This window comes from uncultured Tateyamaria sp., assembly GCF_947503705.1.
In the GTDB taxonomy this organism is placed as follows: Bacteria; Pseudomonadota; Alphaproteobacteria; order Rhodobacterales; family Rhodobacteraceae; genus Tateyamaria.
In genome coordinates this window covers 260,465-279,734 of the sequence record NZ_CANNES010000004.1, presented here as the reverse complement: position 1 = coordinate 279,734, position 19,270 = coordinate 260,465, and the positions used below count along the sequence as shown (strand labels likewise).

General features: G+C 58.9%; 23 protein-coding genes. 19 read left to right on the top strand and 4 right to left on the bottom strand.

The window, feature by feature from the left end; genetic code table 11:
- Positions 1–89: 89 nt before the first annotated feature.
- The 6 genes from Q1A44_RS12105 to Q1A44_RS12080 all read left to right on the top strand — a co-directional run bounded on the left by Q1A44_RS12105 (position 90) and on the right by Q1A44_RS12080 (position 4,601).
- Positions 90–677 carry a riboflavin synthase gene (locus Q1A44_RS12105; RefSeq protein ID WP_299625052.1) on the top strand — a complete coding sequence of 196 codons (588 nt, stop codon included), beginning with the start codon at positions 90–92 and terminating at the stop codon, positions 675–677.
- The gene (locus tag Q1A44_RS12100) at positions 677–1,240 is read left to right on the top strand and encodes a hypothetical protein (protein WP_299625049.1); all 564 of its coding nucleotides are present in this window, start codon (positions 677–679) and stop codon (positions 1,238–1,240) included. Before Q1A44_RS12105 ends, Q1A44_RS12100 begins: the two co-directional genes overlap by 1 nt.
- Positions 1,241–1,448: 208 nt before the next feature.
- On the top strand, positions 1,449–2,570 hold the full coding sequence (gene ribB / locus Q1A44_RS12095) for a 3,4-dihydroxy-2-butanone-4-phosphate synthase (protein ID WP_299625047.1): 1,122 nt from the start codon (positions 1,449–1,451) through the stop codon (positions 2,568–2,570).
- Positions 2,570–3,112: a 6,7-dimethyl-8-ribityllumazine synthase gene (locus tag Q1A44_RS12090; RefSeq protein ID WP_299625045.1), complete on the top strand. Its 543-nt coding sequence runs from the start codon at positions 2,570–2,572 to the stop codon at positions 3,110–3,112. Before ribB ends, Q1A44_RS12090 begins: the two co-directional genes overlap by 1 nt.
- A complete protein-coding gene (gene nusB, locus Q1A44_RS12085) occupies positions 3,109–3,576 on the top strand; it encodes a transcription antitermination factor NusB (protein WP_299625043.1) in 468 nt (155 codons plus the stop codon). The genes Q1A44_RS12090 and nusB overlap by 4 nt, the downstream gene beginning before the upstream one ends.
- Positions 3,577–4,136: 560 nt before the next feature.
- Entirely contained in the window at positions 4,137–4,601 is a 465-nt protein-coding gene (locus Q1A44_RS12080; protein ID WP_299625041.1) for a hypothetical protein, read from the top strand.
- Positions 4,602–4,690: 89 nt separating this feature from the next.
- Here Q1A44_RS12080 and Q1A44_RS12075 read toward each other — a convergent pair whose 3' ends face one another.
- Positions 4,691–5,440 carry a LuxR family transcriptional regulator gene (locus Q1A44_RS12075; protein WP_299625039.1) on the bottom strand — a complete coding sequence of 250 codons (750 nt, stop codon included), beginning with the start codon at positions 5,438–5,440 and terminating at the stop codon, positions 4,691–4,693.
- 247 nt (positions 5,441–5,687) lie between these two features.
- On the opposite strand from Q1A44_RS12075, the gene Q1A44_RS12070 reads away from it, so the two are divergent.
- Both Q1A44_RS12070 and Q1A44_RS12065 read left to right on the top strand, forming a co-directional pair.
- On the top strand, positions 5,688–6,029 hold the full coding sequence (locus Q1A44_RS12070; protein WP_299625036.1) for a hypothetical protein: 342 nt from the start codon (positions 5,688–5,690) through the stop codon (positions 6,027–6,029).
- Positions 6,030–6,048: 19 nt separating this feature from the next.
- Positions 6,049–7,014 carry an NADPH:quinone oxidoreductase family protein gene (locus Q1A44_RS12065; protein ID WP_299625033.1) on the top strand — a complete coding sequence of 322 codons (966 nt, stop codon included), beginning with the start codon at positions 6,049–6,051 and terminating at the stop codon, positions 7,012–7,014.
- A 15-nt stretch (positions 7,015–7,029) separates the two neighbouring features.
- Here the strand turns inward: Q1A44_RS12065 and Q1A44_RS12060 are convergent, their stop codons facing one another.
- Complete coding sequence (locus Q1A44_RS12060; RefSeq protein WP_299625030.1) at positions 7,030–8,010, bottom strand: DMT family transporter; 981 nt, start codon at positions 8,008–8,010, stop codon at positions 7,030–7,032.
- A 118-nt stretch (positions 8,011–8,128) separates the two neighbouring features.
- On the opposite strand from Q1A44_RS12060, the gene Q1A44_RS12055 reads away from it, so the two are divergent.
- The 11 genes from Q1A44_RS12055 (at position 8,129) to Q1A44_RS12005 (ending at position 16,831) form a co-directional block, all read left to right on the top strand.
- On the top strand, positions 8,129–8,644 hold the full coding sequence (locus Q1A44_RS12055; protein ID WP_299625027.1) for a CoxG family protein: 516 nt from the start codon (positions 8,129–8,131) through the stop codon (positions 8,642–8,644).
- An 89-nt stretch (positions 8,645–8,733) separates the two neighbouring features.
- Positions 8,734–9,672: an ABC transporter ATP-binding protein gene (locus Q1A44_RS12050; protein WP_299625024.1), complete on the top strand. Its 939-nt coding sequence runs from the start codon at positions 8,734–8,736 to the stop codon at positions 9,670–9,672.
- Positions 9,669–10,430, top strand: coding sequence for an ABC transporter permease (locus Q1A44_RS12045; RefSeq protein ID WP_299625021.1), 762 nt, complete (start codon positions 9,669–9,671; stop codon positions 10,428–10,430). Before Q1A44_RS12050 ends, Q1A44_RS12045 begins: the two co-directional genes overlap by 4 nt.
- A gap of 69 nt (positions 10,431–10,499) precedes the next feature.
- A complete protein-coding gene (locus Q1A44_RS12040) occupies positions 10,500–11,297 on the top strand; it encodes a S49 family peptidase (protein WP_299625018.1) in 798 nt (265 codons plus the stop codon).
- Positions 11,298–11,300: 3 nt separating this feature from the next.
- On the top strand, positions 11,301–11,465 hold the full coding sequence (locus Q1A44_RS12035) for an SWIM zinc finger family protein (protein ID WP_299625015.1): 165 nt from the start codon (positions 11,301–11,303) through the stop codon (positions 11,463–11,465).
- Positions 11,465–12,427 carry a calcium/sodium antiporter gene (locus tag Q1A44_RS12030; RefSeq protein ID WP_299625012.1) on the top strand — a complete coding sequence of 321 codons (963 nt, stop codon included), beginning with the start codon at positions 11,465–11,467 and terminating at the stop codon, positions 12,425–12,427. Before Q1A44_RS12035 ends, Q1A44_RS12030 begins: the two co-directional genes overlap by 1 nt.
- Positions 12,370–13,230 carry an SDR family oxidoreductase gene (locus Q1A44_RS12025; RefSeq protein WP_299625009.1) on the top strand — a complete coding sequence of 287 codons (861 nt, stop codon included), beginning with the start codon at positions 12,370–12,372 and terminating at the stop codon, positions 13,228–13,230. The genes Q1A44_RS12030 and Q1A44_RS12025 overlap by 58 nt, the downstream gene beginning before the upstream one ends.
- A gap of 287 nt (positions 13,231–13,517) precedes the next feature.
- A complete protein-coding gene (gene uvrC, locus Q1A44_RS12020; RefSeq protein ID WP_299625006.1) occupies positions 13,518–15,407 on the top strand; it encodes an excinuclease ABC subunit UvrC in 1,890 nt (629 codons plus the stop codon).
- 69 nt (positions 15,408–15,476) lie between these two features.
- On the top strand, positions 15,477–16,136 hold the full coding sequence (pgsA, locus tag Q1A44_RS12015) for a CDP-diacylglycerol--glycerol-3-phosphate 3-phosphatidyltransferase (protein WP_299625003.1): 660 nt from the start codon (positions 15,477–15,479) through the stop codon (positions 16,134–16,136).
- Positions 16,137–16,141: 5 nt separating this feature from the next.
- A complete protein-coding gene (gene moaD, locus Q1A44_RS12010; protein WP_299625001.1) occupies positions 16,142–16,387 on the top strand; it encodes a molybdopterin converting factor subunit 1 in 246 nt (81 codons plus the stop codon).
- Between the two features lie 3 nt (positions 16,388–16,390).
- A complete protein-coding gene (locus Q1A44_RS12005; protein ID WP_299624999.1) occupies positions 16,391–16,831 on the top strand; it encodes a molybdenum cofactor biosynthesis protein MoaE in 441 nt (146 codons plus the stop codon).
- Between the two features lie 165 nt (positions 16,832–16,996).
- Here the strand turns inward: Q1A44_RS12005 and Q1A44_RS12000 are convergent, their stop codons facing one another.
- A complete protein-coding gene (locus Q1A44_RS12000) occupies positions 16,997–17,323 on the bottom strand; it encodes a hypothetical protein (RefSeq protein WP_299624997.1) in 327 nt (108 codons plus the stop codon).
- The gene (locus Q1A44_RS11995) at positions 17,310–19,220 is read right to left on the bottom strand and encodes an OmpA family protein (protein ID WP_299624995.1); all 1,911 of its coding nucleotides are present in this window, start codon (positions 19,218–19,220) and stop codon (positions 17,310–17,312) included. Before Q1A44_RS11995 ends, Q1A44_RS12000 begins: the two co-directional genes overlap by 14 nt.
- Positions 19,221–19,270 lie beyond the last annotated feature (50 nt).

The following is a 19,270-nucleotide window of genomic DNA, read 5'->3' as shown; positions in this document are numbered from 1 at the left end:
GGAGCGGTGACATGCGCGCAAGAGGCGGGCCTTGCCCTTAGGGGGTCCGCTCGCTACGTCGTGATGAGCACAGCAAAGGATCTTGCCCCATGTTTACAGGCATCGTCACCGATATCGGCACCATCACAGACCTGACCCAAGAGGGCGATCTGCGCGCGCGCATTGCCACCAGCTATGACACAAACGGCATTGATATGGGTGCCTCCATTGCGTCCGACGGGGTATGTCTGACGGTCGTTGATCTGGGGCCCGATTGGTACGACGTGCAGATCAGCGCGGAAACCGTATCCAAGACCAATGTGTCGGCCTGGGTTGTAGGCAAACGGGTGAACCTGGAGCGTGCCTTGCGTGTGGGCGACGAATTGGGTGGGCATATCGTATCGGGCCATGTGGACGGGGTTGCCGAGGTCGTGTCGGTCGTGGACGAAGGCGACAGCACGCGGGTGCAATTGCGTGCACCTGATGATCTGGCAAGGTTCATCGCGCCCAAAGGGTCCGTTGCCTTGAATGGCACGTCGTTGACTGTGAACGAGGTACAAGGTGCGGTGTTCGGGATCAACTTCATTCCCCACACCAAAGAGGTCACGACCTGGCGTGATGTGGCAGTGGGAGACGCCGTCAACCTCGAGATTGACACGCTGGCCCGCTATGTGGCGCGTCTGGCCGAGACCGCGTGATGCCAGGGATCGGCCACAATCGCGGCCCCTCGATGGAGGCTGGACACCGTTGGCGCACTTACCAGTGGCGGCGCGCGCAAAAGGCGCTGATGCCCAACACCATTCCGATGATGATCGTACGCATGCGGGTCAAGCGGGCCGCCGAGCTGGGCATGAGTTACAAGACCTATGCCACAATCCGACAGGCGTCGGGCCGGGATGTGATGGGGCTTTTGTTTTCGTCCAACGCGCTTCGGATCATGGGCGGGGATGCAGCCATGCCTCGGGACCGGGCGAAACTTTTGGAGGCGATGCGCAACGCGGAACGTCTGGCGCTGGTGCAACGACCGTTGGATGCCGATATCGTTTCAGCTGCCAATCCATGCCTCGATGCGACCGAACTGGCCCCTGACATCACGACAAGCTGGTCCGATATGCAGGCCCGCGTGCGTGGCTTCGTAACCGCGCGTGGTTTGGTAGGCGGTCAGGTGGTGGTTGTGGGTGACACAGCACTGGAAGCGGAATGGGCGCCCGCGTTGCGCGCCGCTGACTTCCTGCCGTCGGAACAGTATTTCCCGACCTGATCCAACGGACAGGCCCATGGCCTGACGACACTTTGGGGAAATGGGCAAGCGTTCTCGCATCAGGCATTTACCGCGCATAACGGTGATCGATCCTTCGGGGAGTATTTTGGGAACAGGAAATGTCGCGCACGCCAGATGTGCGCTGTGTCTCTCTGGTATTGGGCGCAGGCATCCTTTATGTGGCGAGAAATGCTGCAATAGGTGCCCCATGAGCTTTGAAACGCCCGGTCCGGTCGAAACCGATTTGGCCAATGCCATTTCACCCATTGAAGAGATTATCGAAGAGGCCCGCGCGGGTCGCATGTTCATTCTGGTGGATCATGAGGATCGCGAGAATGAAGGCGATCTGGTCATCCCGGCCAATTTCGCCACGCCCGAGGCCGTGAACTTCATGGCCACCCATGGCCGCGGTCTGATCTGTGTAACCTTGCCCGCCGAACGGATCGAAGCGCTGGGGCTACCGATGATGGCGATGCACAACTCTTCGCGGCACGAGACGGCCTTTACCGTGTCGATTGAGGCGCGTGAGGGCGTCAGCACAGGGATTTCCGCCGCTGACCGCGCATTGACCATTGCCACAGCCATCAACCCGCAGGCCACCAGCGCCGACATTGCGACGCCGGGTCATGTCTTTCCCTTGCGGGCCCGCAAAGGCGGCGTCCTTGTTCGTGCGGGTCACACTGAGGCGGGTTGTGACGTCGCGCGTTTGGCCGGGCATTATCCTTCGAGCGTCATTTGCGAGATCATGAAGGAAGATGGCGAAATGGCCCGCCTGCCGGATCTGGTGGATTATGCATCGGTCCATGGCCTCAAAATCGGGACCATCAGCGATCTGATTTCGTATCGCCGCAGGCACGACAATCTGGTGGTTGAGACTGCGGCGCGCACGGTGCATTCGCAGCATGGCGGGGCGTGGCATATGCGCATCTTCACCGACCAGACCTATGGGATCGAACATGTGACGCTGTCCAAAGGTGACCTGAGCACGGATGAGCCGGTCCTGGTCCGTACCCATGCTTTGACCGAAGTGACCGACATTCTGGGCCTCAGCGACAAGCCGGTGGGCGAATTGCCCCGCGCGATGGAGATCATCGCCGAAGAGGGCCGCGGTGTCGTGTGCCTTTTCCGCGAGCCCCGCAAATCGCTGTTCACGGATGAGGAAGATGGGCCGCGGATCGTCAAAAACACCGGACTTGGCGCGCAAATGTTGTCCAATATGGGCTTGGGCCGCCTGATCCTTCTGACCGATAGTCCGCGCACCACCTATATGGGCATCGACGCCTATGGTCTCGAAATCGTGGGCACCCGCCCGATCCTAGGAGAAAGCTGATGGCATCCATCGAACATCACGTGCTGGAGCGGCCCAGCTTTGACAAACCGACCAAGCTGCTGATCGTTGTGTCGCCCTACTACAAGCAGATCGCTGACAATATGGTTGCCGGTGCCAAGGCCGAGATTGAGGCGGCAGGGGCCACTTGGGACCTGATCGAGATGCCGGGTGCGCTGGAAATTCCGACGGCCATTGGCATTTCTGAACGGATGTCGAATTTCGATGGCTATGTGGCCTTGGGCTGCGTCATTCGTGGTGAGACCACCCACTATGAGACGGTGTGCAATGACAGCAGCCGCGCGTTGCAGTTGCTGGGGCTGCAAGGCCTTTGCATCGGTAATGGTATCCTGACGGTGGAGAATACCGAACAGGCTGAAGTGCGCGCCGATCCCGCAGGCCAAAACAAAGGGGGCGGGGCGGCCGCTGCGGCCTTGCACCTGATCGCACTCAGCCGTAAGTGGGGCCGCCAGGACAAGGGCGTCGGGTTCAAACCGGCAACCGAGTACCAACTGGCAGGCAAGACAGGATCCACAACCGTATGACCCTTTCGGGAAACCAGAAACGCAAGATGCGCTCTGCCGCGCGGCTCTACGCTGTGCAGGCTCTGTTCCAGATGGAGCAGTCGTCGCAGACCGTGGACCAGATCAAGGTTGAGTTCATGGATCATCGCTTTGGCGCGATCTATGAGGGCGATGAAATGACCGAGGGTGACCCGGATCACTTTGCCCGGGTGATGGAAGACGCGGTGAATTATCAGGCGCCTATCGACCAGATGACGGATCGCGGACTGGTCGCCAAATGGCCCATAGCAAGGATTGACCCGACCTTGCGCGCGCTGTTTCGCGCCGCAGGGGCGGAACTGCGCGATACCGGCACGCCACCAAAGGTCGTGATCACGGAATATGTCGACGTCGCGCGCGCGTTTTTCCCCGATGGAAAAGAGCCGAAATTCGTGAACGCGGTGCTGGACCACATGGCTCGCGAGGCGCGACCGGAAGCGTTCTAGAAAATTGCGTGACGGGCTGTTCGCACCAATCGCAATTTGCGCGACGCAGCGGCCACGATCGACGGCCAGTCAAGTCAGTTGAACCAACAGCATGTGACTTGATCGTAAAGCGAGGCAAATGCCGATACGGTTACATCTGTTTGAGTGATCCAAGACGTCAGAGGTCATGCCGATGATCCGCATCATAGGACCACACACCGGCTGATCAATTGCTCCTTGCTGCTTCGTTTCGATGTGCACTCGGGTCACAGGCCAACCAAACACCGCCCTGGGTATCGTAATAGATACCTTGAGCGGCTATTTTTGTTGACCGAAAGTGGCAGGCGGAAATAACGGAGTATTATCCATGAAATTGGCCACATTTATTGTCATCGCCAGCACATTTTTGCCAAACATTGCATTGGCGGACTGGAGAACATGCATTCCACATCAGTGCTCGCAGGTTCAGGCCACCTTTAAGACGCTTGACGAATGCATCCGCTATCAGCGCTACCAAGGGTCCACGTGGGCCAAGTGTTTTCAGGTCTGATCAAGACAGGTCTTTCTTCAAAACGGGTGATGTGTTCGCTCTGGTTCAAAACTTTTTTGATGCGCCGGCAAAAGCCTCATTGCGGCGGTATCGTCTGAAGGTTGGCCATGTCCGATCAAAGCAAAGGTCATCTATGAATTTTCATACTATCGCATTTGCGGTTGCATTTGGCATTCTGCCTGTCGCCGCCGCCGCGTCCTGCAAAGGGCGTTTCGACGCCGGGGTGGCGCATTTCAATCAGGCCCAGGATACGTTCAACCAAGGTATTCGGCTGATCAAAGGCGTGACAATTACGTGTGATCAGAAGCAGTCATTGTTCGATCTGACCGAGGCTGCTGCCAGATATGCGGCGCGGTCGCACATCGCGTTTTACGAGGCGACGAAACACTGCTCCGGCAGGAACAGGACCAAAGCGGAACGCGCCTATACCCAAGCGTATAACCTGAAAATCAGCGCCTACGATCTGGAGGATGAGGTGAAGGCCCAATGCAGGTGAAATGCGCTGTCACTGGGCGGGATTAAGAACGCTGAGGTCTGCCCGTCGTTGCTGGTTATGGCGGTCTGAGATAAGCGTCACTTTGAAGGTCAAAGAGCGATCCAACCGTCTCGGATAGCGATTGCGATCGCTTGTTCGCGTGTTTCTGCCTTCAGTTTCTTGCGAATGGACACCAAGTGCTTTCGCACGGTCACCTCTGCAATATCCAAGGTGAATGCGATCTGATCGTTGCGCAGTCCGCGTGCAAGTTGCTTAAGAACGCCTTTCTCTCGTGTTGTCAGCCCGTTCTCCCTAAGCTTGAGGACGCCTGAACCGGCGTCGGATGTCTGGTTCGGGAGATTGGCTGACAGAATGGCTTGGACAATTTTGAGCCGATCAAATCCGATGCTTTCGTCAACCTGCGCCAGCGTGTGCGCCGAGCAGAACACCACGATGGAACGATACCCGGACGATGGGCTGCCCCACATGCTCGCATAAAGCGAACCGTATCCGAAGGCTTTGAGATCGTGGTTCAGCTCATAGGCGGGGTCAGTCCGGTTCAAAGTGCCGCAATCCGTCATCACTTCGGAATGACCGGCCAGTAGCGCGGCAATGAACGGATCGATGAGGTGATATTTCCGCGCTTCGTATCTTTCAAGCCAGGCGTCGGACATGGAGGACCGTCCCCAACCCACCTGATCCCCAAGCGCGGATGTTCCTCCAATATTCAGAGCAATCCCGCCCAGCTGGTGCACGACGTCTTGGGCAATGGTCCAATTGTCGGCGTTTCCTGCGTTTCCCTGAAACCGGTCGCTGACGTCGACAACAGTTCTTTCAAACGATCTCTCTGTGACTTCCATTAACATTCCTCGAGAGTGTTTGTTTCATACATTTCAGTCGCCTCCAGCAGGCGAGCGGGGATATCCCATCGTCCCCAAACTGGATAAGAGCTTGAGGATGCTGGCAATGGAGATGTTTGGCAAGTGCGGTACCCAAGCGTCCGGAAACACGCGAGTTTCGCTTTTTGCCCCAAAACGACGACGCAAGTGAACCGTGCTTTAGGAACTCTGTGCGAACTGTCTACAATCACCGGTTTCATTGGTGACTGTGAAACGCTTCAAGCTATCGGGCCAAACTGGAGCTTCGTTGGGAAAAGGTTACCTGTACCCGATTGCAGTCATTGAGTCGCGTGCTATCTCAGAACGTATGCAAAGCGGCCCCAATCCCCTTATCCGCCTGTTCTTGCAGGGCACAGCCATCGGCTTTGCGCTGTCGGCCATTTTTGTCGCAGCCATCTGGATCTTGGACATCGCCGAAATCCATACCCATGCCCAAAACAGCGACGATGCTTTCCTGTTGCTGTTCATTCTGTGGTTCTTCAATGGGCTGTTGTTTGGGGCGGTTCAAATCGGCTATGCGGTTTGGCAAATGGGCCGCGACGACGGTTGAGATTTGAGGGAGCGGCGTGATGCGCGCAATGCAAGTGACCGAATTGGGCAAGCCCCTTGAGATGCGCGACGTGGCCAAGCCGGACCCGGCGCCCGGCGAGGTGTTGGTACGCATCGAGGCCTGTGGCTTGAATTTCGGCGATCTGCTGATCGTGAAAGGGACTTACCAGGAAAAGCCAGCGCTGCCTGCGACCATCGGGATGGAGTTGTCGGGGACAATCGAGGCTTTGGGCGAAGGCGTAGCGCATCTGGCCGTGGGTCAGCGCGTTGCGGCCTATTCCGGCTTTGGAGGGCTCGCTGAATATGCCGCCCTGCGTGCCGAAATCTGTGTCCCAATTCCCGATGAAATGACAGCCGTGGATGCGGCCGCCTTTCTGATTGCCTATGGCACCAGCCATGTAGGACTGGACTATAAAGCGGCCTTGAAACCGGGCGAGCGGTTGTTGGTGCTGGGTGCTTCCGGGGGCGTTGGTCTAACGGCGGTCGAATTGGGCAAGCTGATGGGGGCGCAGGTGATTGCCTGCGCGCGCGGGCCCGAAAAGCTGGCGATCGCCAAAGAGGCCGGGGCGGATCACCTGCTGGACAGCGAAACCGTGGATCTGCGGGCGGCGGTCAAAGCCTTGGGCGGGGCGGATGTCGTCTATGACCCGGTGGGCGGCGACCTTTTTGATGCGGCATTGCGAGCATGTAATCCAGAAGCGCGGTTGCTGCCCTTGGGCTTTGCGAGTGGGACAGTGCCGCAAATCCCCGCAAATATCTTGCTGGTCAAGAACCTCACGGTGATCGGTTATTATTGGGGCGGATACATGCGGGTGAACCCAGAGGTCCTGACCGACAGTTTCGAGGTCCTGTTTGAATGGTATAGACAGGGCAAGCTGCGGCCCCATGTCAGTCATGTTCTTCCTTTGAGCCAGGCGAATGAGGGGTTAGAGTTGTTGCGCAGCCGTCAAGCCACCGGAAAGGTCGTGATACAGACTGACGGGTGACGTTTCACGCCACCGTTAATGGCGCCCCTTGATCTGTCCACGGGCGACAACGCGCGCTTTCTGGCGTTCCCGCAAAAAGACGAAAAGCCCTGCGCTCAGGATCAGGGTGATCCCGATCCAGACCTCGATCACAGGCAGATCGCCAAAAATCAAAAAGCCCCAAACGACGGCCAGTGGCAGCCCGATATATTCAAACGGCGCGATGGTTGCCGCGTCCGCCAACCGGTAGGCTTGGCTCAGGCAATAGCCGATGATGGCTGAATTCACGCCCAATCCCGCAAAGACCCAGATGTCGCTGTCCGCCGGCCAGACCCAGGCTCGCAGCAAAAAGATGACCGAGCCATTGGTTGCCCCGTCTGCAAAACGCCCGTCGCCCGCAACTACATAGAATGCGACCGACACGAGGATGAATGTGGCCTGAATATAGACCGCCATCGCACTGGCCTTGCTGCTGACCCCCAGCTTGCGGGTCAAAAGCTGGTTCAGCGCATAGGTCAGCGCAGACAGCACCGGCAGGAGCAGCACGATGCGGCTGACCTCAAGCGCACTGGTATCGGCCCATGGCCTTTGCATGATCACGACCCCTGCAAATCCGATGGCGACCGCAGTCAGGCGCAATGGGCCTACCTTTTCGCCCAGCACAGGGATCGACAGCAGCGTGATAAAGAGCGGTGCGGCAAAGAACAGGGCCGTCGCATCGGCCAATGGCAACACCGCGAGGGCCACAAAAAACGTCATGTTGGCAATCACGATCAAGATGCCACGCATGGCATGCAGCCAGGGGTGGTCTGTCCGCAGGATGCCCCATCCGCCCTCGTATTGAACGATCATCAGGCTGAACAGTATTCCGATCCCTGACCGCACAAAAACGATCTGGTGCAGCGGGTAGCCACCCGACAGCTGTTTGATCAACAGATCGTTGATCGAAATGCAAAACACCCCCACTAGCACAAAGAGGATGCCCAAGCCTGCAAGGTTTTGTCTGGGGAGTGTCATGACGCATGACCTATCACGGCTCACTTATCTGTCACTCATAATCGTACGTGGCGCGCGCGCACGACCTGCGCTATCACTGGATCAAATAGCTGACCGAAAACACGATGGGAGCGCCGCTATGAAAATGTCCGATACCCGCCAGATCGCTGCTGCACCGGCGGATGTCTACGCCGCCCTTTTGAACCCTGAGGTCCTCAAGGCTTGCGTGCCGGGTGCGACCGAAGTGTCTGGTGACCCTGAAAACGGGTTCGAAGCGACGGTGGTGCAAAAGGTCGGCCCGGTCAAAGCGACGTTCAAGGGCCAGGTCACCCTGTCTGACATGATCGAGAACGAAAGTCTGACCATCACGGGTGAGGGCAAGGGCGGGGCCGCAGGCTTTGCCAAGGGCGGGGCCGAGGTGCGCATGCGACCATCCGAAACCGGCACCGAGCTCAGCTATGATGTGGAGGCCAAGGTGGGCGGCAAACTGGCTCAATTGGGCAGCCGGATCATTGATGGCTTTGCCAAGCGCATGGCGGATCAATTCTTTACCAACTTGCAGGACACCCTGGAAGGGCCTTCTGATGAAGCGGAGGACGATGCCGACGCCCCTGCCAAGAAGGGCTGGCTTGGCCGTCTGACGGGCAAGGAATAACCGCGCTTGCACAGCCTCGTGTGCGCGACTGCGCTGGTCCTGAACACGGGAATGGCCTATCTGCATCCTTCAGGCTGACCGGAGGATGCATGCCCACAATTCTGAGTATCAAAGACCTGCGCAAATCCTATGCCAGTGGGTTCGAGGCCCTCAAAGGTGTCTCGATCGACATTGAAGAGGGCGAAATCATCGCCCTGCTTGGTCCCAATGGCGCCGGCAAGACGACGCTGATCTCGACGGTGTGCGGCATCACGATGCCCACTTCGGGCAGTGTGTCGGTGGGTGGCTACGATATTTTGACAGATTACCGCAAGGCGCGCAGCCTGATCGGCCTTGTGCCGCAAGAGATCGCACTTGAACCCTTTGAGCGGGTCATCAACACCGTTCGGTTCTCCCGTGGCCTCTTTGGCAAGGGGCGCAAAGACGCCGCAGTCGAAGACATCCTCAAGCGCCTGTCCCTTTGGGACAAGCGCGACGCCCAAATTCGCGAACTGTCGGGCGGCATGAAACGGCGGGTGTTGATCGCCAAGGCTCTGGCCCATGAGCCCCGCGTTCTGTTTCTGGATGAACCCACCGCAGGCGTCGATGTAGAGCTGCGCAAAGACATGTGGGACATCGTTGAGCAGTTGCGCGGGGATGGGGTCACCACCATCCTCACCACGCACTATATCGAAGAGGCCGAGGCCATCGCAGATCGGGTCGGCGTGATCGCCAACGGTGAAATCCTGCTAGTCGAGGACAAGGACAAGCTGATGGCGCGCATGGGCCAAAAGCAGTTGGATGTTCAACTGACCTCGCAACTTGACACGATCCCTCCAGCGCTGGCGGGCTATGATCTGGCCCTCAGCAATGATGGTTGGACCCTCGTCTACAGCTACGACACCAAGGGCGAGCGAACGGGGATCACCAAGCTGCTGACTGACGTCGCAGCCTCTGGTCTGCAACTGCGCGATGTGGTGACGCGCCAATCCAGCCTAGAAGATATTTTTGTGTCGCTTGTGCGCAAGGACGAGGAGGATGCGGCATGAACTGGTCAGCAATCAGAGCGATCTACGTCTTTGAAATGGATAGGTTTTTCAGAACCCTAGCGCAATCCCTCATATCGCCGGTCTTGTCCACGTCACTCTATTTCGTGGTTTTCGGGGCGGCCATCGGCAGCCGTATCGACGAGGTCGAAGGGGTCAGCTACGGCGCGTTCATTGTGCCCGGGCTGATCATGTTGACGGTGATGACGCAAGCGATTTCAAATGCTTCTTTCGGCATCTATTTTCCAAAATTCATAGGCACGATCTATGAGCTGCTGTCGGCCCCGATCAATTTCCTTGAGATCGTGATGGGCTATGTGGGTGCGGCGGCGACCAAATCGATGTTCATTGGAATCATAATCCTGATCACGTCGTTCTTCTTCGTCGATATCCAGATCGCGCATCCGTTGGCGATGATCACCTTTCTGGTTCTCACCTGTATCAGCTTTGCGCTTTTTGGGTTCATCATCGGGATCTGGGCAGGCAATTTCGAACAGCTGCAACTTGTGCCGCTGCTGATCGTAACACCTCTCGTGTTTCTGGGCGGCTCGTTTTACTCGATCTCGATGTTGCCTCCGGTGTGGCAGACGATCTCGATGTTCAATCCAGTGGTTTATCTGATTTCGGGGTTCCGCTGGGCGTTCTTTGGGGTGGCGGATGTGCCGATTACGATGTCCCTCTTGGCCATTGGCGGGTTCACGACCTTGTGCCTCGGAACGGTCTGGTGGATCTTCAAAACAGGTTGGCGCATCCGGCAATGACGACACGCCTGCGAACTCCTTTGCGTGTCAGCCTTGTTTGTCATGGTTGTGCATTCTACATGGGCTGAGATGAAACGCTGGATCCCCTTTATGAAATCCGACCCCACCGTGGCCGTCATACGGCTACAGGGGGTCATCGCAGGCGGCAGTCGCGGCACGCTGAATGATCAGGCGCTGGCGCCGGTGATCGAAAAGGCGTTCGCACGGGGAAAACCGGTGGCCGTGGCACTTGAAGTAAACTCGCCTGGCGGCAGCCCCGTGCAATCGTCGCTCATCGGTGCGCGCATCCGCAGGCTGGCCGAAGAAAAAGACATCCCCGTGATCGCCTTTGTCGAGGATGTGGCCGCTTCGGGCGGCTATTGGCTGGCGGCGGCTGCGGACGAGATTTATGCCGATCCGTCTTCTGTCGTCGGTTCTATCGGGGTGATCTCTGCGGGCTTTGGCGCGCATGAGTTCCTGGCCAAGCAGGGCGTTGAACGGCGCGTGTACACTGCGGGCAAATCCAAATCCATGCTTGACCCGTTCCGCCCGGAAAATCCGGCAGATGTCGAACGGATCAAGGGCTTGCTTGAGGATATCCATGTCAATTTCATTGACCACGTGCAGTCCCGGCGCGGGGCCAAGCTGGACTCCGAAGCCGAGCTTTTCACAGGCGAGGTGTGGCTCGCCAAACGCGCGAACGAGTTGGGCCTGATTGATGGCATCGGCCATATCAAGCCGATGCTCAAGGATCGTTTCGGCGACAAGGTTAAATTCCGCCGCTACGGCGTGCGCCGCCCCTTCCTGTCCCGCTTTGGGGCCCAGATGATGGACGACGCCGTCGCCTCTGTCGAAGAGCGGGCAGCCTATGCCCAGTTTGGATTGTAACGGATGATGAGCAAGATCGTCATTCTGTTCCTCGTGTTCATGGGCGTTCTGGCCATGTTCGGCAAACTGCATTGGATCGGTGGGAAACGGTTGTCACAGGCCAAGTGTAGTTGCGGACGTTACCGAATTGGCAAAGGCCCCTGCGCCTGCGGCAAGGGCAAGTCCTGATGGCCGCAGTCATGCCCTGGTTGCTCAGCATGCTTGGCCTGCTGATCCTCCTGCTTGCCGGTGACAGCCTGGTCAAGGGGGCGGTGAACCTGTCTCTACGTCTCGGCGTACCGGCACTGATCGTAAGCCTGACCATCGTGGCCTTTGGCACTTCCGCGCCCGAGCTTTTGATCTCGATCCAGGCTGTGATCGAGGGCGCGCCGGGACTGGCCATGGGCAACGTGGTCGGATCAAACACCGCCAACATACTGTTGGTCATGGGAGTGCCCGCGCTCTTGGCCACCATGCACACGTCCGAGTGCGAGACGCGTAAAACGTTCAACTACATGATCGCGGCGTCGATCCTGTTTATCGCGCTGGCCTTTCGTGGCGTGTTTGATTGGATTGCGGCGCTTGTCTTGCTGGGGGCCTTGGCCTTTGTCCTGTTTGATGCCGCGCGTGAGGCCAAAGGGCACCGGGCCGCGTGTGCCGCAGGCACCGCCGAAGAGGAAGAGATCGAGGGTGTGGACCCCGATCTGCCCATCTGGCGGATAGCCGTTTTCCTGATCCTCGGTCTGATCGGCCTGCCGCTGGGCGCGGATCTGCTGGTCGACAACGCCACAATTATCGCCAAGACCTATGGGGTTACGGACACTGTTATTGGCCTCACGCTTGTGGCCATTGGCACATCGTTGCCGGAACTGGCGACAACGGTCATGGCCGCCCTGCGCCGTCAGGCGGATGTGGCCCTTGGTAACGTTATCGGTTCAAACATGTTCAACCTGTTGGCCATTATCGGCATCGCCAGCCTCGTGGGGCCAATCCCGGTAGACAAGTCGTTCCTGACGTTTGACCTGTGGGTGATGCTGGGGGCGTCGATCCTGATGGTGCCATTCGTCTATATGAGGCGCGACATCACACGCACATGGGGCGTGATCTTGACAGGCCTGTATGTGGTCTATTTGGCTATCGTACTAAGCTGACACCAAAACAGAGGAGACGGGCGATGAAGCGCGCGCTTGTAACGGGGGCCGGGCACCGCCTGGGTCGGGCAATGGCCGTATATCTGGCAAAACGGGGCTATGACGTGGCGGTGCATTACGCCAGTTCGGATGCCGGGGCCAGGGAAACAGTATCCGCCATTGAGGCGCTGGGGCACCACGCCGTGGCACTGCAGGCCGATCTGCTGGACGGTGACGCGACAGCGGCGCTGTTTGCCAAGGCAACCGCCGTGCTTGGCGGGCCAATCACCTGCCTGGTGAACAATGCCTCGATCTTTGAGTATGACACGATCGAGACGGCCACCCGCGACAGTTGGGACAGGCATATGGACAGCAACCTGCGCGCGCCATTCATCCTGACCCAGGCCATGGCGGCCCAGGGGCTTGAGCCGACGCGCGACGAGATGGGTGAGCCTGTGGCCTCCGGTCTTATTCTGAACATGGTGGACCAGCGCGTGCGCAAGCTGACGCCCGAGTTCATGACCTATACGCTGGCCAAGATGGGGCTGTGGGCGCTGACCCAGACCAGTGCGCGTGCGCTGACCCCTGCAATCCGCGTCAATGCAATCGGGCCGGGGCCGACCCTGCAAGGCGGACGCCAGAGTGCGAAACACTTCGCCGCACAGCGCGCCGCCACCGTTTTGGAGCGTGGGTCGAACCCTGCGGATATCGTGGCAGCGCTGGGATATTTTCTGGATGCGCCAGCGGTCACAGGCCAGCTTTTGTGTGTGGACGGTGGGCAGCATCTGGGCTGGCAAACACCGGACGTGGTGGGCGTTGAATAGTTGACCTAGCGTGAGTTTTGCACTGCGTTAATGTTCGTTACAAAACTGTTACCAAAAGGCCTTTGTTTTCAGAGGGTTGTGCTGATACTTTTAAATTATCAAGTAAAAACAATGCCTTGCGGAAGCGCCTAAATTTTGTGCATCTTGACGAAGCGCCGAAAAAACAAGGGAAAATTCTATGAGAGCAGAAGTTGTCCTTAGAGTTATCCACAGGAACGGTGGATGTCTCTGTTCTTGCACTGGTGGTCTAATCGGTGCAGCCAAAATGCGAAACAAAGTCGAATCAAATGGCGAATACTGAGGACACCACACCCCCAGAGGTTGATCCGCATGTTCCGGTTGGGCACGAGGTCATTCAGGCATATCTGAAGACCATCGACAGCTCACCCGGCGTCTATCGCATGCTCGATCGGGAAAGCCGGGTGCTCTATGTGGGCAAGGCGCGCAATCTGCGTGCCCGCGTGTCCAACTATGCCCGTCCGTCAGGCCATTCGGGTCGCATCGCGCGGATGATTTCGATGACCGCCTCGATGATGTTCTTGACCACGCGGACAGAGACCGAGGCGCTGCTGCTCGAACAGAACCTGATCAAACAGCTCAAGCCCAAATTCAACGTCCTTTTACGAGACGATAAAAGCTTTCCCAACATTTTGGTAACGGGCAATCACGCCTATCCCCAGATCAAAAAGCACCGCGGTGCGAAAAAGGAAAAGGGTGCTTACTATGGTCCCTTCGCCAGTGCGGGGGCGGTCAACCGCTCTCTGAACCAGTTGCAGCGGGTGTTTTTGCTGCGAAACTGCACCGACGCGATGTTCGACAGCCGGACGCGGCCCTGTCTGCTCTATCAGATCAAGCGTTGTTCCGGTCCTTGTGTCGGCTTGATCTCGGAAAGCGACTACGCCCAGAGCGTCAAGGATGCCGAAAGGTTCCTGACCGGCAAAAGTACCGACATTCAGGCCCGTCTGGCCGCAGACATGCAAAAAGCGTCCGAAGAGATGGAGTTCGAGCGCGCCGCCGCCCTGCGCGACCGCATCCGCGCCATGACGCAGGTGCAGACGGCCCAGGGGATCAATCCGCGCACAGTGAGCGAGGCAGACATAGTGGCGCTGCATCTGGAACAGGGCCAGGCCTGCGTGCAGGTCTTTTTCATCCGGGCGGGTCAGAACTGGGGCAACCGCGATTTCTATCCGCGCGTGGGCGCGGATGTCGATGCAGCCGAGGTGCTTGAGGCGTTTCTGGGCCAATTCTATGACACCAAGGAACCGCCCCGGCAGCTGCTCTTGTCCAATGAGATTGAGAATGCGGACCTGATGGCTGACGCCCTGACCCAGAAATTGGGCCGCAAAGTGGAATTGCTTGTGCCGCAGCGGGGTGAAAAGGCGGAACTGATTGATTCCGCACTTCGCAACGCCCGCGAGAGCCTCGCGCGCAAAATGGCCGAAAGTGCGACACAGACCAAACTGCTCAAGGGGCTGGCCGAGGCGTTGGAACTGCCTGAGCCGCCCGAGCGGATTGAAGTCTATGACAACTCCCACATTCAAGGCACCAATGCGGTGGGCGGTATGATCGTGGCGGGGCCCGAGGGCTTCATCAAAAATAGCTATCGCAAGTTCAACATCAAGGGCGATGACCTGACGCCGGGCGACGATTTCGGGATGATGAAAGAGGTGCTCCACCGCCGCTTCAAACGGCTGCTGAGCGAGGACCCGGACCGGCAAAAGGGGATGTGGCCCGACCTGCTGTTGATCGACGGTGGGGCAGGGCAGGTGTCTGCCGTGGCCCAGATCATGCGCGAACACGGGGTCGAGGATATTCCGATGGTCGGGGTTGCCAAAGGCGTTGACCGTGACGCGGGCAAGGAGGAATTCCACCGCGTGGGCAAGCGCCCGTTTGCGCTGCGCCACAACGATCCGGTGCTTTATTTCGTGCAGCGGATGCGGGACGAGGCGCATCGCTTTGCCATTGGCACACACAGGGCCAAAAGGGCCAAATCCAACATGGCCAATCCGCTGGATGAAATCGCTGGCGTGGGGGCGGCGCGCAAACGGGCGCTCCTCGCGCATTTCGGATCGGCCAAGGCGGTGGCGCGGGCCAATCTGGCCGACCTTAAGGCCGTTGATGGCGTGTCCGAAGGGCTGGCGCAAAAGGTCTATGACCATTTCCATGATCAGGGCTGACCTCGTAAGGCGTACCTGTTGGTGCGCCACCCCTTTCAGGCCCCGCGCGAACCGGATAGGTGTAGGTACATGACGTGGAACATACCGAATATCCTGACGACCCTGCGCTTGCTGGCGGCCCCATTGGTGGCGGTCATGTTCCTCTATTTCACGCGGCCTTACGCTGATATTTTTGCGGTGATCCTATTCGTGGGGGCCGCCGTTACCGATTGGTTTGACGGGTATCTGGCCCGAGCGTGGGGCCAACAGACCAAGCTGGGCACAATGCTTGATCCCATTGCCGACAAGGCGATGGTGGTGATTGCGCTGATGGTCATCATTGGCTTTTCGTCCTGGTCGCCCTGGCTGGTCCTGCCTGCCACCATGATCCTGTTTCGTGAGGTGTTCGTTTCGGGCTTGCGCGAATTTCTGGGCGACACTGCGGGCACGCTCAAGGTTACGCAACTGGCCAAGTGGAAGACGACGCTCCAGATGGTTGCGATTGCGGTCCTGTTTTCCCAAGGCGTGTTCGAGCATTACTTTGGCATGTCGATCTGGGGCATGGACAGCGACATGGTCAGCGCCATCCTCAGCGGTGAAGAACCGGACTTGCACGGGCTGTCCTGGAAGCTGGCCGGGGCCGAATGGGCCGGGCGCATTGGTCTGTGGCTCTTGTGGTTGGCAGCGGGTTTGACGTTGATCAGCGGCGTGGATTATTTCCGCAAGGCTGTCCCCTATCTGAAAGGGTAATAGCGATGGATGTACTGTATTTTGCCTGGGTGCGGGAACGTATCGGCCTGCCACGCGAGGTGGTCGAAACCCAAGCCGCAACGGTGATGGATCTGGTCGAGGATCTGCGCAAGCGCGAGGAACGTTATGCCGCCGCCTTTGCCGATGTCACGGCCCTCAGGGTGGCCTTGGATCAGCAACTCGCCGATTTTGATGCGCCGCTGGACGGTGTGCGTGAAGTGGCGTTCTTTCCGCCCATGACGGGCGGCTGATCGATGCGCGTTGTGGTTCAAGACGCCCCTTTCGATTTCGGTCAAGAGGCGGATGCCTTTGCCACGGGCCACACGGTGTCGGGGGCAATTGTGACGTTTACAGGGGTGGTCCGCGACGTGGCCGGCGGGCTGAAAGCCATGGAGATTGAACACTATCCCGGTATGACCGAAGCGGCCTTGACCGAGATCGCAGGCCAAGCCGTGACCCGTTGGAGCCTTGAGGACGCATTGGTCATTCACCGCTACGGGACGCTCGCGCCCGGCGAGATGATCATGATGGTGGCCACCGCTGCCCGGCATCGCAAGGATGCGTTCGAGGCGGCGGAATATCTGATGGACTACCTCAAATCCCGCGCGCCGTTCTGGAAGCGTGAAGTGACAGCCGACGGCGCAGAGTGGGTTGCGGCCCGCGCAGTCGACGAGGACGCGCTCAACCGGTGGTGATGGCGCACCAATAGGTCCGCCTTACGTGACTTCGATTGGATTACTGCTGTGGAGGGGCCTCTGCCGCACGCCTGCGGCCTCCCCGGGATTTTTTCGAACAGAGAAGAGTATGCAAGTCGGTGACGCGTCCCCGTAAGGCGGAGGTGTCCTCCGTCATCGGACCGCTCAGCTTGCCTGTTGCCGATCAATCCAGGCGCGCAGCTCTTCAGTCTCGTGACGGGCATCGCGCAGACCGTCCATCGCCGCGCGCAGCTCTGCTTCGGTCTGGCTCAGCTGATTGGTCAACTCGGCCTCGCGCTGTTGCAGATAGGTGATCGCCTGATCCCGCGTCTCTTCGGCCTCGTGCAATTCCTGGCTCATCCGGTCAAGTTCGGCCACGTCACCTGCCGCCACCCGGGTAAAACGGTGGATCAGCCAATTGGCGAACCAGCCCAGGCAAAAGGCAATGAACAGGACAATCGCGGTTGCGATGATAAACTCAGTTCTGCTCATCGGTGGATCCTTCGGTCTCGGATGGCGTGTCCCCTGTATCGCTTGATCCTGCGATGGTTTCCAGTGTTGTTTCGCCTTCCGGCGTGGTTGGTTTGGGGCGGATCAGCTTGAATTCGATCCGGCGGTTGGCCTCGCGCCCCTCTTCTTCCTCGTTCGAGGCAATCGGATTGCTTTCGCCGTATCCTTTGGCGGAGAAGGACGCGGTCAGGACCCGGCGCGCGCGCAATTCGTTCAGCACCGACTGAGCCCTTGCCTGGCTGAGGTTCTGGTTCATTTCCTCGCGGCCCTGGCTGTCAGTGTGCCCCTGAATCTCCAGCCGGATGTCGCCGCATTGCTTCAGGACTTCGGCGATATCGTCGATGGTTCCGAGGGCGGAGACATCCACGGTGGCGCTGCCCGGCTCAAAGGTGATTTTCGACGTGCCTATGATTTCGGCAATCTCGGCCTCGCATTCGTCCGGGGTTGGCAGGGCCGCAATCGGATCCAGCTTTTCCTCATAGCGGACGCGGATGTCGAACTCTTCTGCCTCGCCCAGTTTCGTAGCCAAGAGCGAAGCGATGTTGGTGCTGGCCTGCGGGTTGCCGGTACTGCCCGAAATGAGGACCGTTGTGGGCGATACCGTGACCGCCCCGTTGGACAGTTCTGACAAAGCCTCAAGCCCGGCCAGAACGCGCACCGGCCAATCTCCGGGCAGGTCATCCACCAGACGCGTTGCTGTATAAACGTTGTCGGACCCAAAGGCGGCCCGGGCAAAGCTGTCCGTGACACTGCGCAGGTTTTCGTCCGAGAGCCGTCCGCGCAATTGCACCAAACCTTCGGGGCTCAGCGTGGCCACAAATTCCGGCGGGCCCTGATTGGGGTCCACGGTTTCAGGCAGTTTGGCATAGAGGGCAAAGACTTCGGGCAGGTCGTTTTCCAACTCGCCCACAACCCTGTCAAAGGCATCCTGGTCTGTGCCTTCGGCCGCGACCAGAGTGACGTCAGCATCCGAAAAAGTGACCGATCCGGCTCCCAGAGCGGCCAGCGCGTCGATGGCCTGCGCAACGGCCACGCTCCAATTCGGCGAAGGCACGCCCATGCCGATCTGACAGGTGCCCGGCCCGGTGAGGCCCGCGCGCATGGCGGCACTCATGATTTGGGTTCGGGCGTGTTCGGTGTCGGCAGAACAGGCGTCGAACTGCGTGCCGTCCTCGGATTTCACCAGCCGCAAGGTAAATGGAGTTATCACGGGCCTTGGGGCCGCGATATCCAAGGCCACTTGCAATCCGGGGGGCGCTGCGCGGTTCAACTGGGCCTCAAGCTGGGTTTTTTCGTCACCGCTGTCGGTGATCGCGTTGATCGAAACGCGCCCTGCTTCGACCGAGACCTTGGCCCGCGGCAACCTTTCCATGGCGTTCAGCGCAAAGCCCAATGCGTCTTCCCACCCGGCAGGGGCAGGATAATCCGCAGTCTCGATCAGGTCGGTCACCGGTGCGGTGCCTGCGATGGCGCGAATGCGGTCCAGCACATCGTCGTGGTCTGTGGATGTGGGCATCAGGCCAATGATCGAAATCCCTGCGTCATTGCGCAGAATTTCGGCGGAAAATCGGGGGGCGGCGAGGGCGGCCGCTGCCTCGACCTGCATATCGTCGATCACGCGGGCCGCGTCCACGATCCCGCCGGCGGTGGATAGAGCGGAGAAGCGGATCGCCTCGGTTGGCGCAATCCCGGCCAGCGTCACCTGAAGCCCATCCGCCTCGACCTCGGCCCAGGTCATGCCCCGTTCGTCCAGGGCCGTGCGCACGCCGATCTCGGATGTCTCTTCGATCAGTTTGACCGAAAGGTTGGCCGCAACGAGGGCCAGCACGGCAGCCGCAGTGAATGTGGCGGCAATTGCAAATACAGAAGACAGGCGCATGAGCGACCCTTTATGTCGTGACGGTGCTGATCGGTCTAAGCGGTGATGCG

Coding starts and splice junctions, on each gene's coding strand:
- Q1A44_RS12075 (WP_299625039.1), bottom strand. CDS start 5,440: ATGGAAGTCACAGAGAGATCGTTTGAAAGAACTGTTGTCGACGTCAGC.
- Q1A44_RS12065 (WP_299625033.1), top strand. CDS start 6,049: ATGCGCGCAATGCAAGTGACCGAATTGGGCAAGCCCCTTGAGATGCGC.
- nusB (WP_299625043.1), top strand. CDS start 3,109: ATGACCCTTTCGGGAAACCAGAAACGCAAGATGCGCTCTGCCGCGCGG.
- pgsA (WP_299625003.1), top strand. CDS start 15,477: ATGACGTGGAACATACCGAATATCCTGACGACCCTGCGCTTGCTGGCG.
- Q1A44_RS12060 (WP_299625030.1), bottom strand. CDS start 8,010: ATGACACTCCCCAGACAAAACCTTGCAGGCTTGGGCATCCTCTTTGTG.
- moaD (WP_299625001.1), top strand. CDS start 16,142: ATGGATGTACTGTATTTTGCCTGGGTGCGGGAACGTATCGGCCTGCCA.
- Q1A44_RS12100 (WP_299625049.1), top strand. CDS start 677: ATGCCAGGGATCGGCCACAATCGCGGCCCCTCGATGGAGGCTGGACAC.
- Q1A44_RS12040 (WP_299625018.1), top strand. CDS start 10,500: ATGAAACGCTGGATCCCCTTTATGAAATCCGACCCCACCGTGGCCGTC.
- Q1A44_RS12000 (WP_299624997.1), bottom strand. CDS start 17,323: ATGAGCAGAACTGAGTTTATCATCGCAACCGCGATTGTCCTGTTCATT.
- Q1A44_RS12090 (WP_299625045.1), top strand. CDS start 2,570: ATGGCATCCATCGAACATCACGTGCTGGAGCGGCCCAGCTTTGACAAA.
- Q1A44_RS12030 (WP_299625012.1), top strand. CDS start 11,465: ATGGCCGCAGTCATGCCCTGGTTGCTCAGCATGCTTGGCCTGCTGATC.
- Q1A44_RS12045 (WP_299625021.1), top strand. CDS start 9,669: ATGAACTGGTCAGCAATCAGAGCGATCTACGTCTTTGAAATGGATAGG.
- Q1A44_RS12005 (WP_299624999.1), top strand. CDS start 16,391: ATGCGCGTTGTGGTTCAAGACGCCCCTTTCGATTTCGGTCAAGAGGCG.
- Q1A44_RS12025 (WP_299625009.1), top strand. CDS start 12,370: ATGGGGCGTGATCTTGACAGGCCTGTATGTGGTCTATTTGGCTATCGT.
- Q1A44_RS12035 (WP_299625015.1), top strand. CDS start 11,301: ATGATGAGCAAGATCGTCATTCTGTTCCTCGTGTTCATGGGCGTTCTG.
- uvrC (WP_299625006.1), top strand. CDS start 13,518: ATGGCGAATACTGAGGACACCACACCCCCAGAGGTTGATCCGCATGTT.
- Q1A44_RS12050 (WP_299625024.1), top strand. CDS start 8,734: ATGCCCACAATTCTGAGTATCAAAGACCTGCGCAAATCCTATGCCAGT.
- Q1A44_RS11995 (WP_299624995.1), bottom strand. CDS start 19,220: ATGCGCCTGTCTTCTGTATTTGCAATTGCCGCCACATTCACTGCGGCT.
- Q1A44_RS12105 (WP_299625052.1), top strand. CDS start 90: ATGTTTACAGGCATCGTCACCGATATCGGCACCATCACAGACCTGACC.
- Q1A44_RS12055 (WP_299625027.1), top strand. CDS start 8,129: ATGAAAATGTCCGATACCCGCCAGATCGCTGCTGCACCGGCGGATGTC.
- ribB (WP_299625047.1), top strand. CDS start 1,449: ATGAGCTTTGAAACGCCCGGTCCGGTCGAAACCGATTTGGCCAATGCC.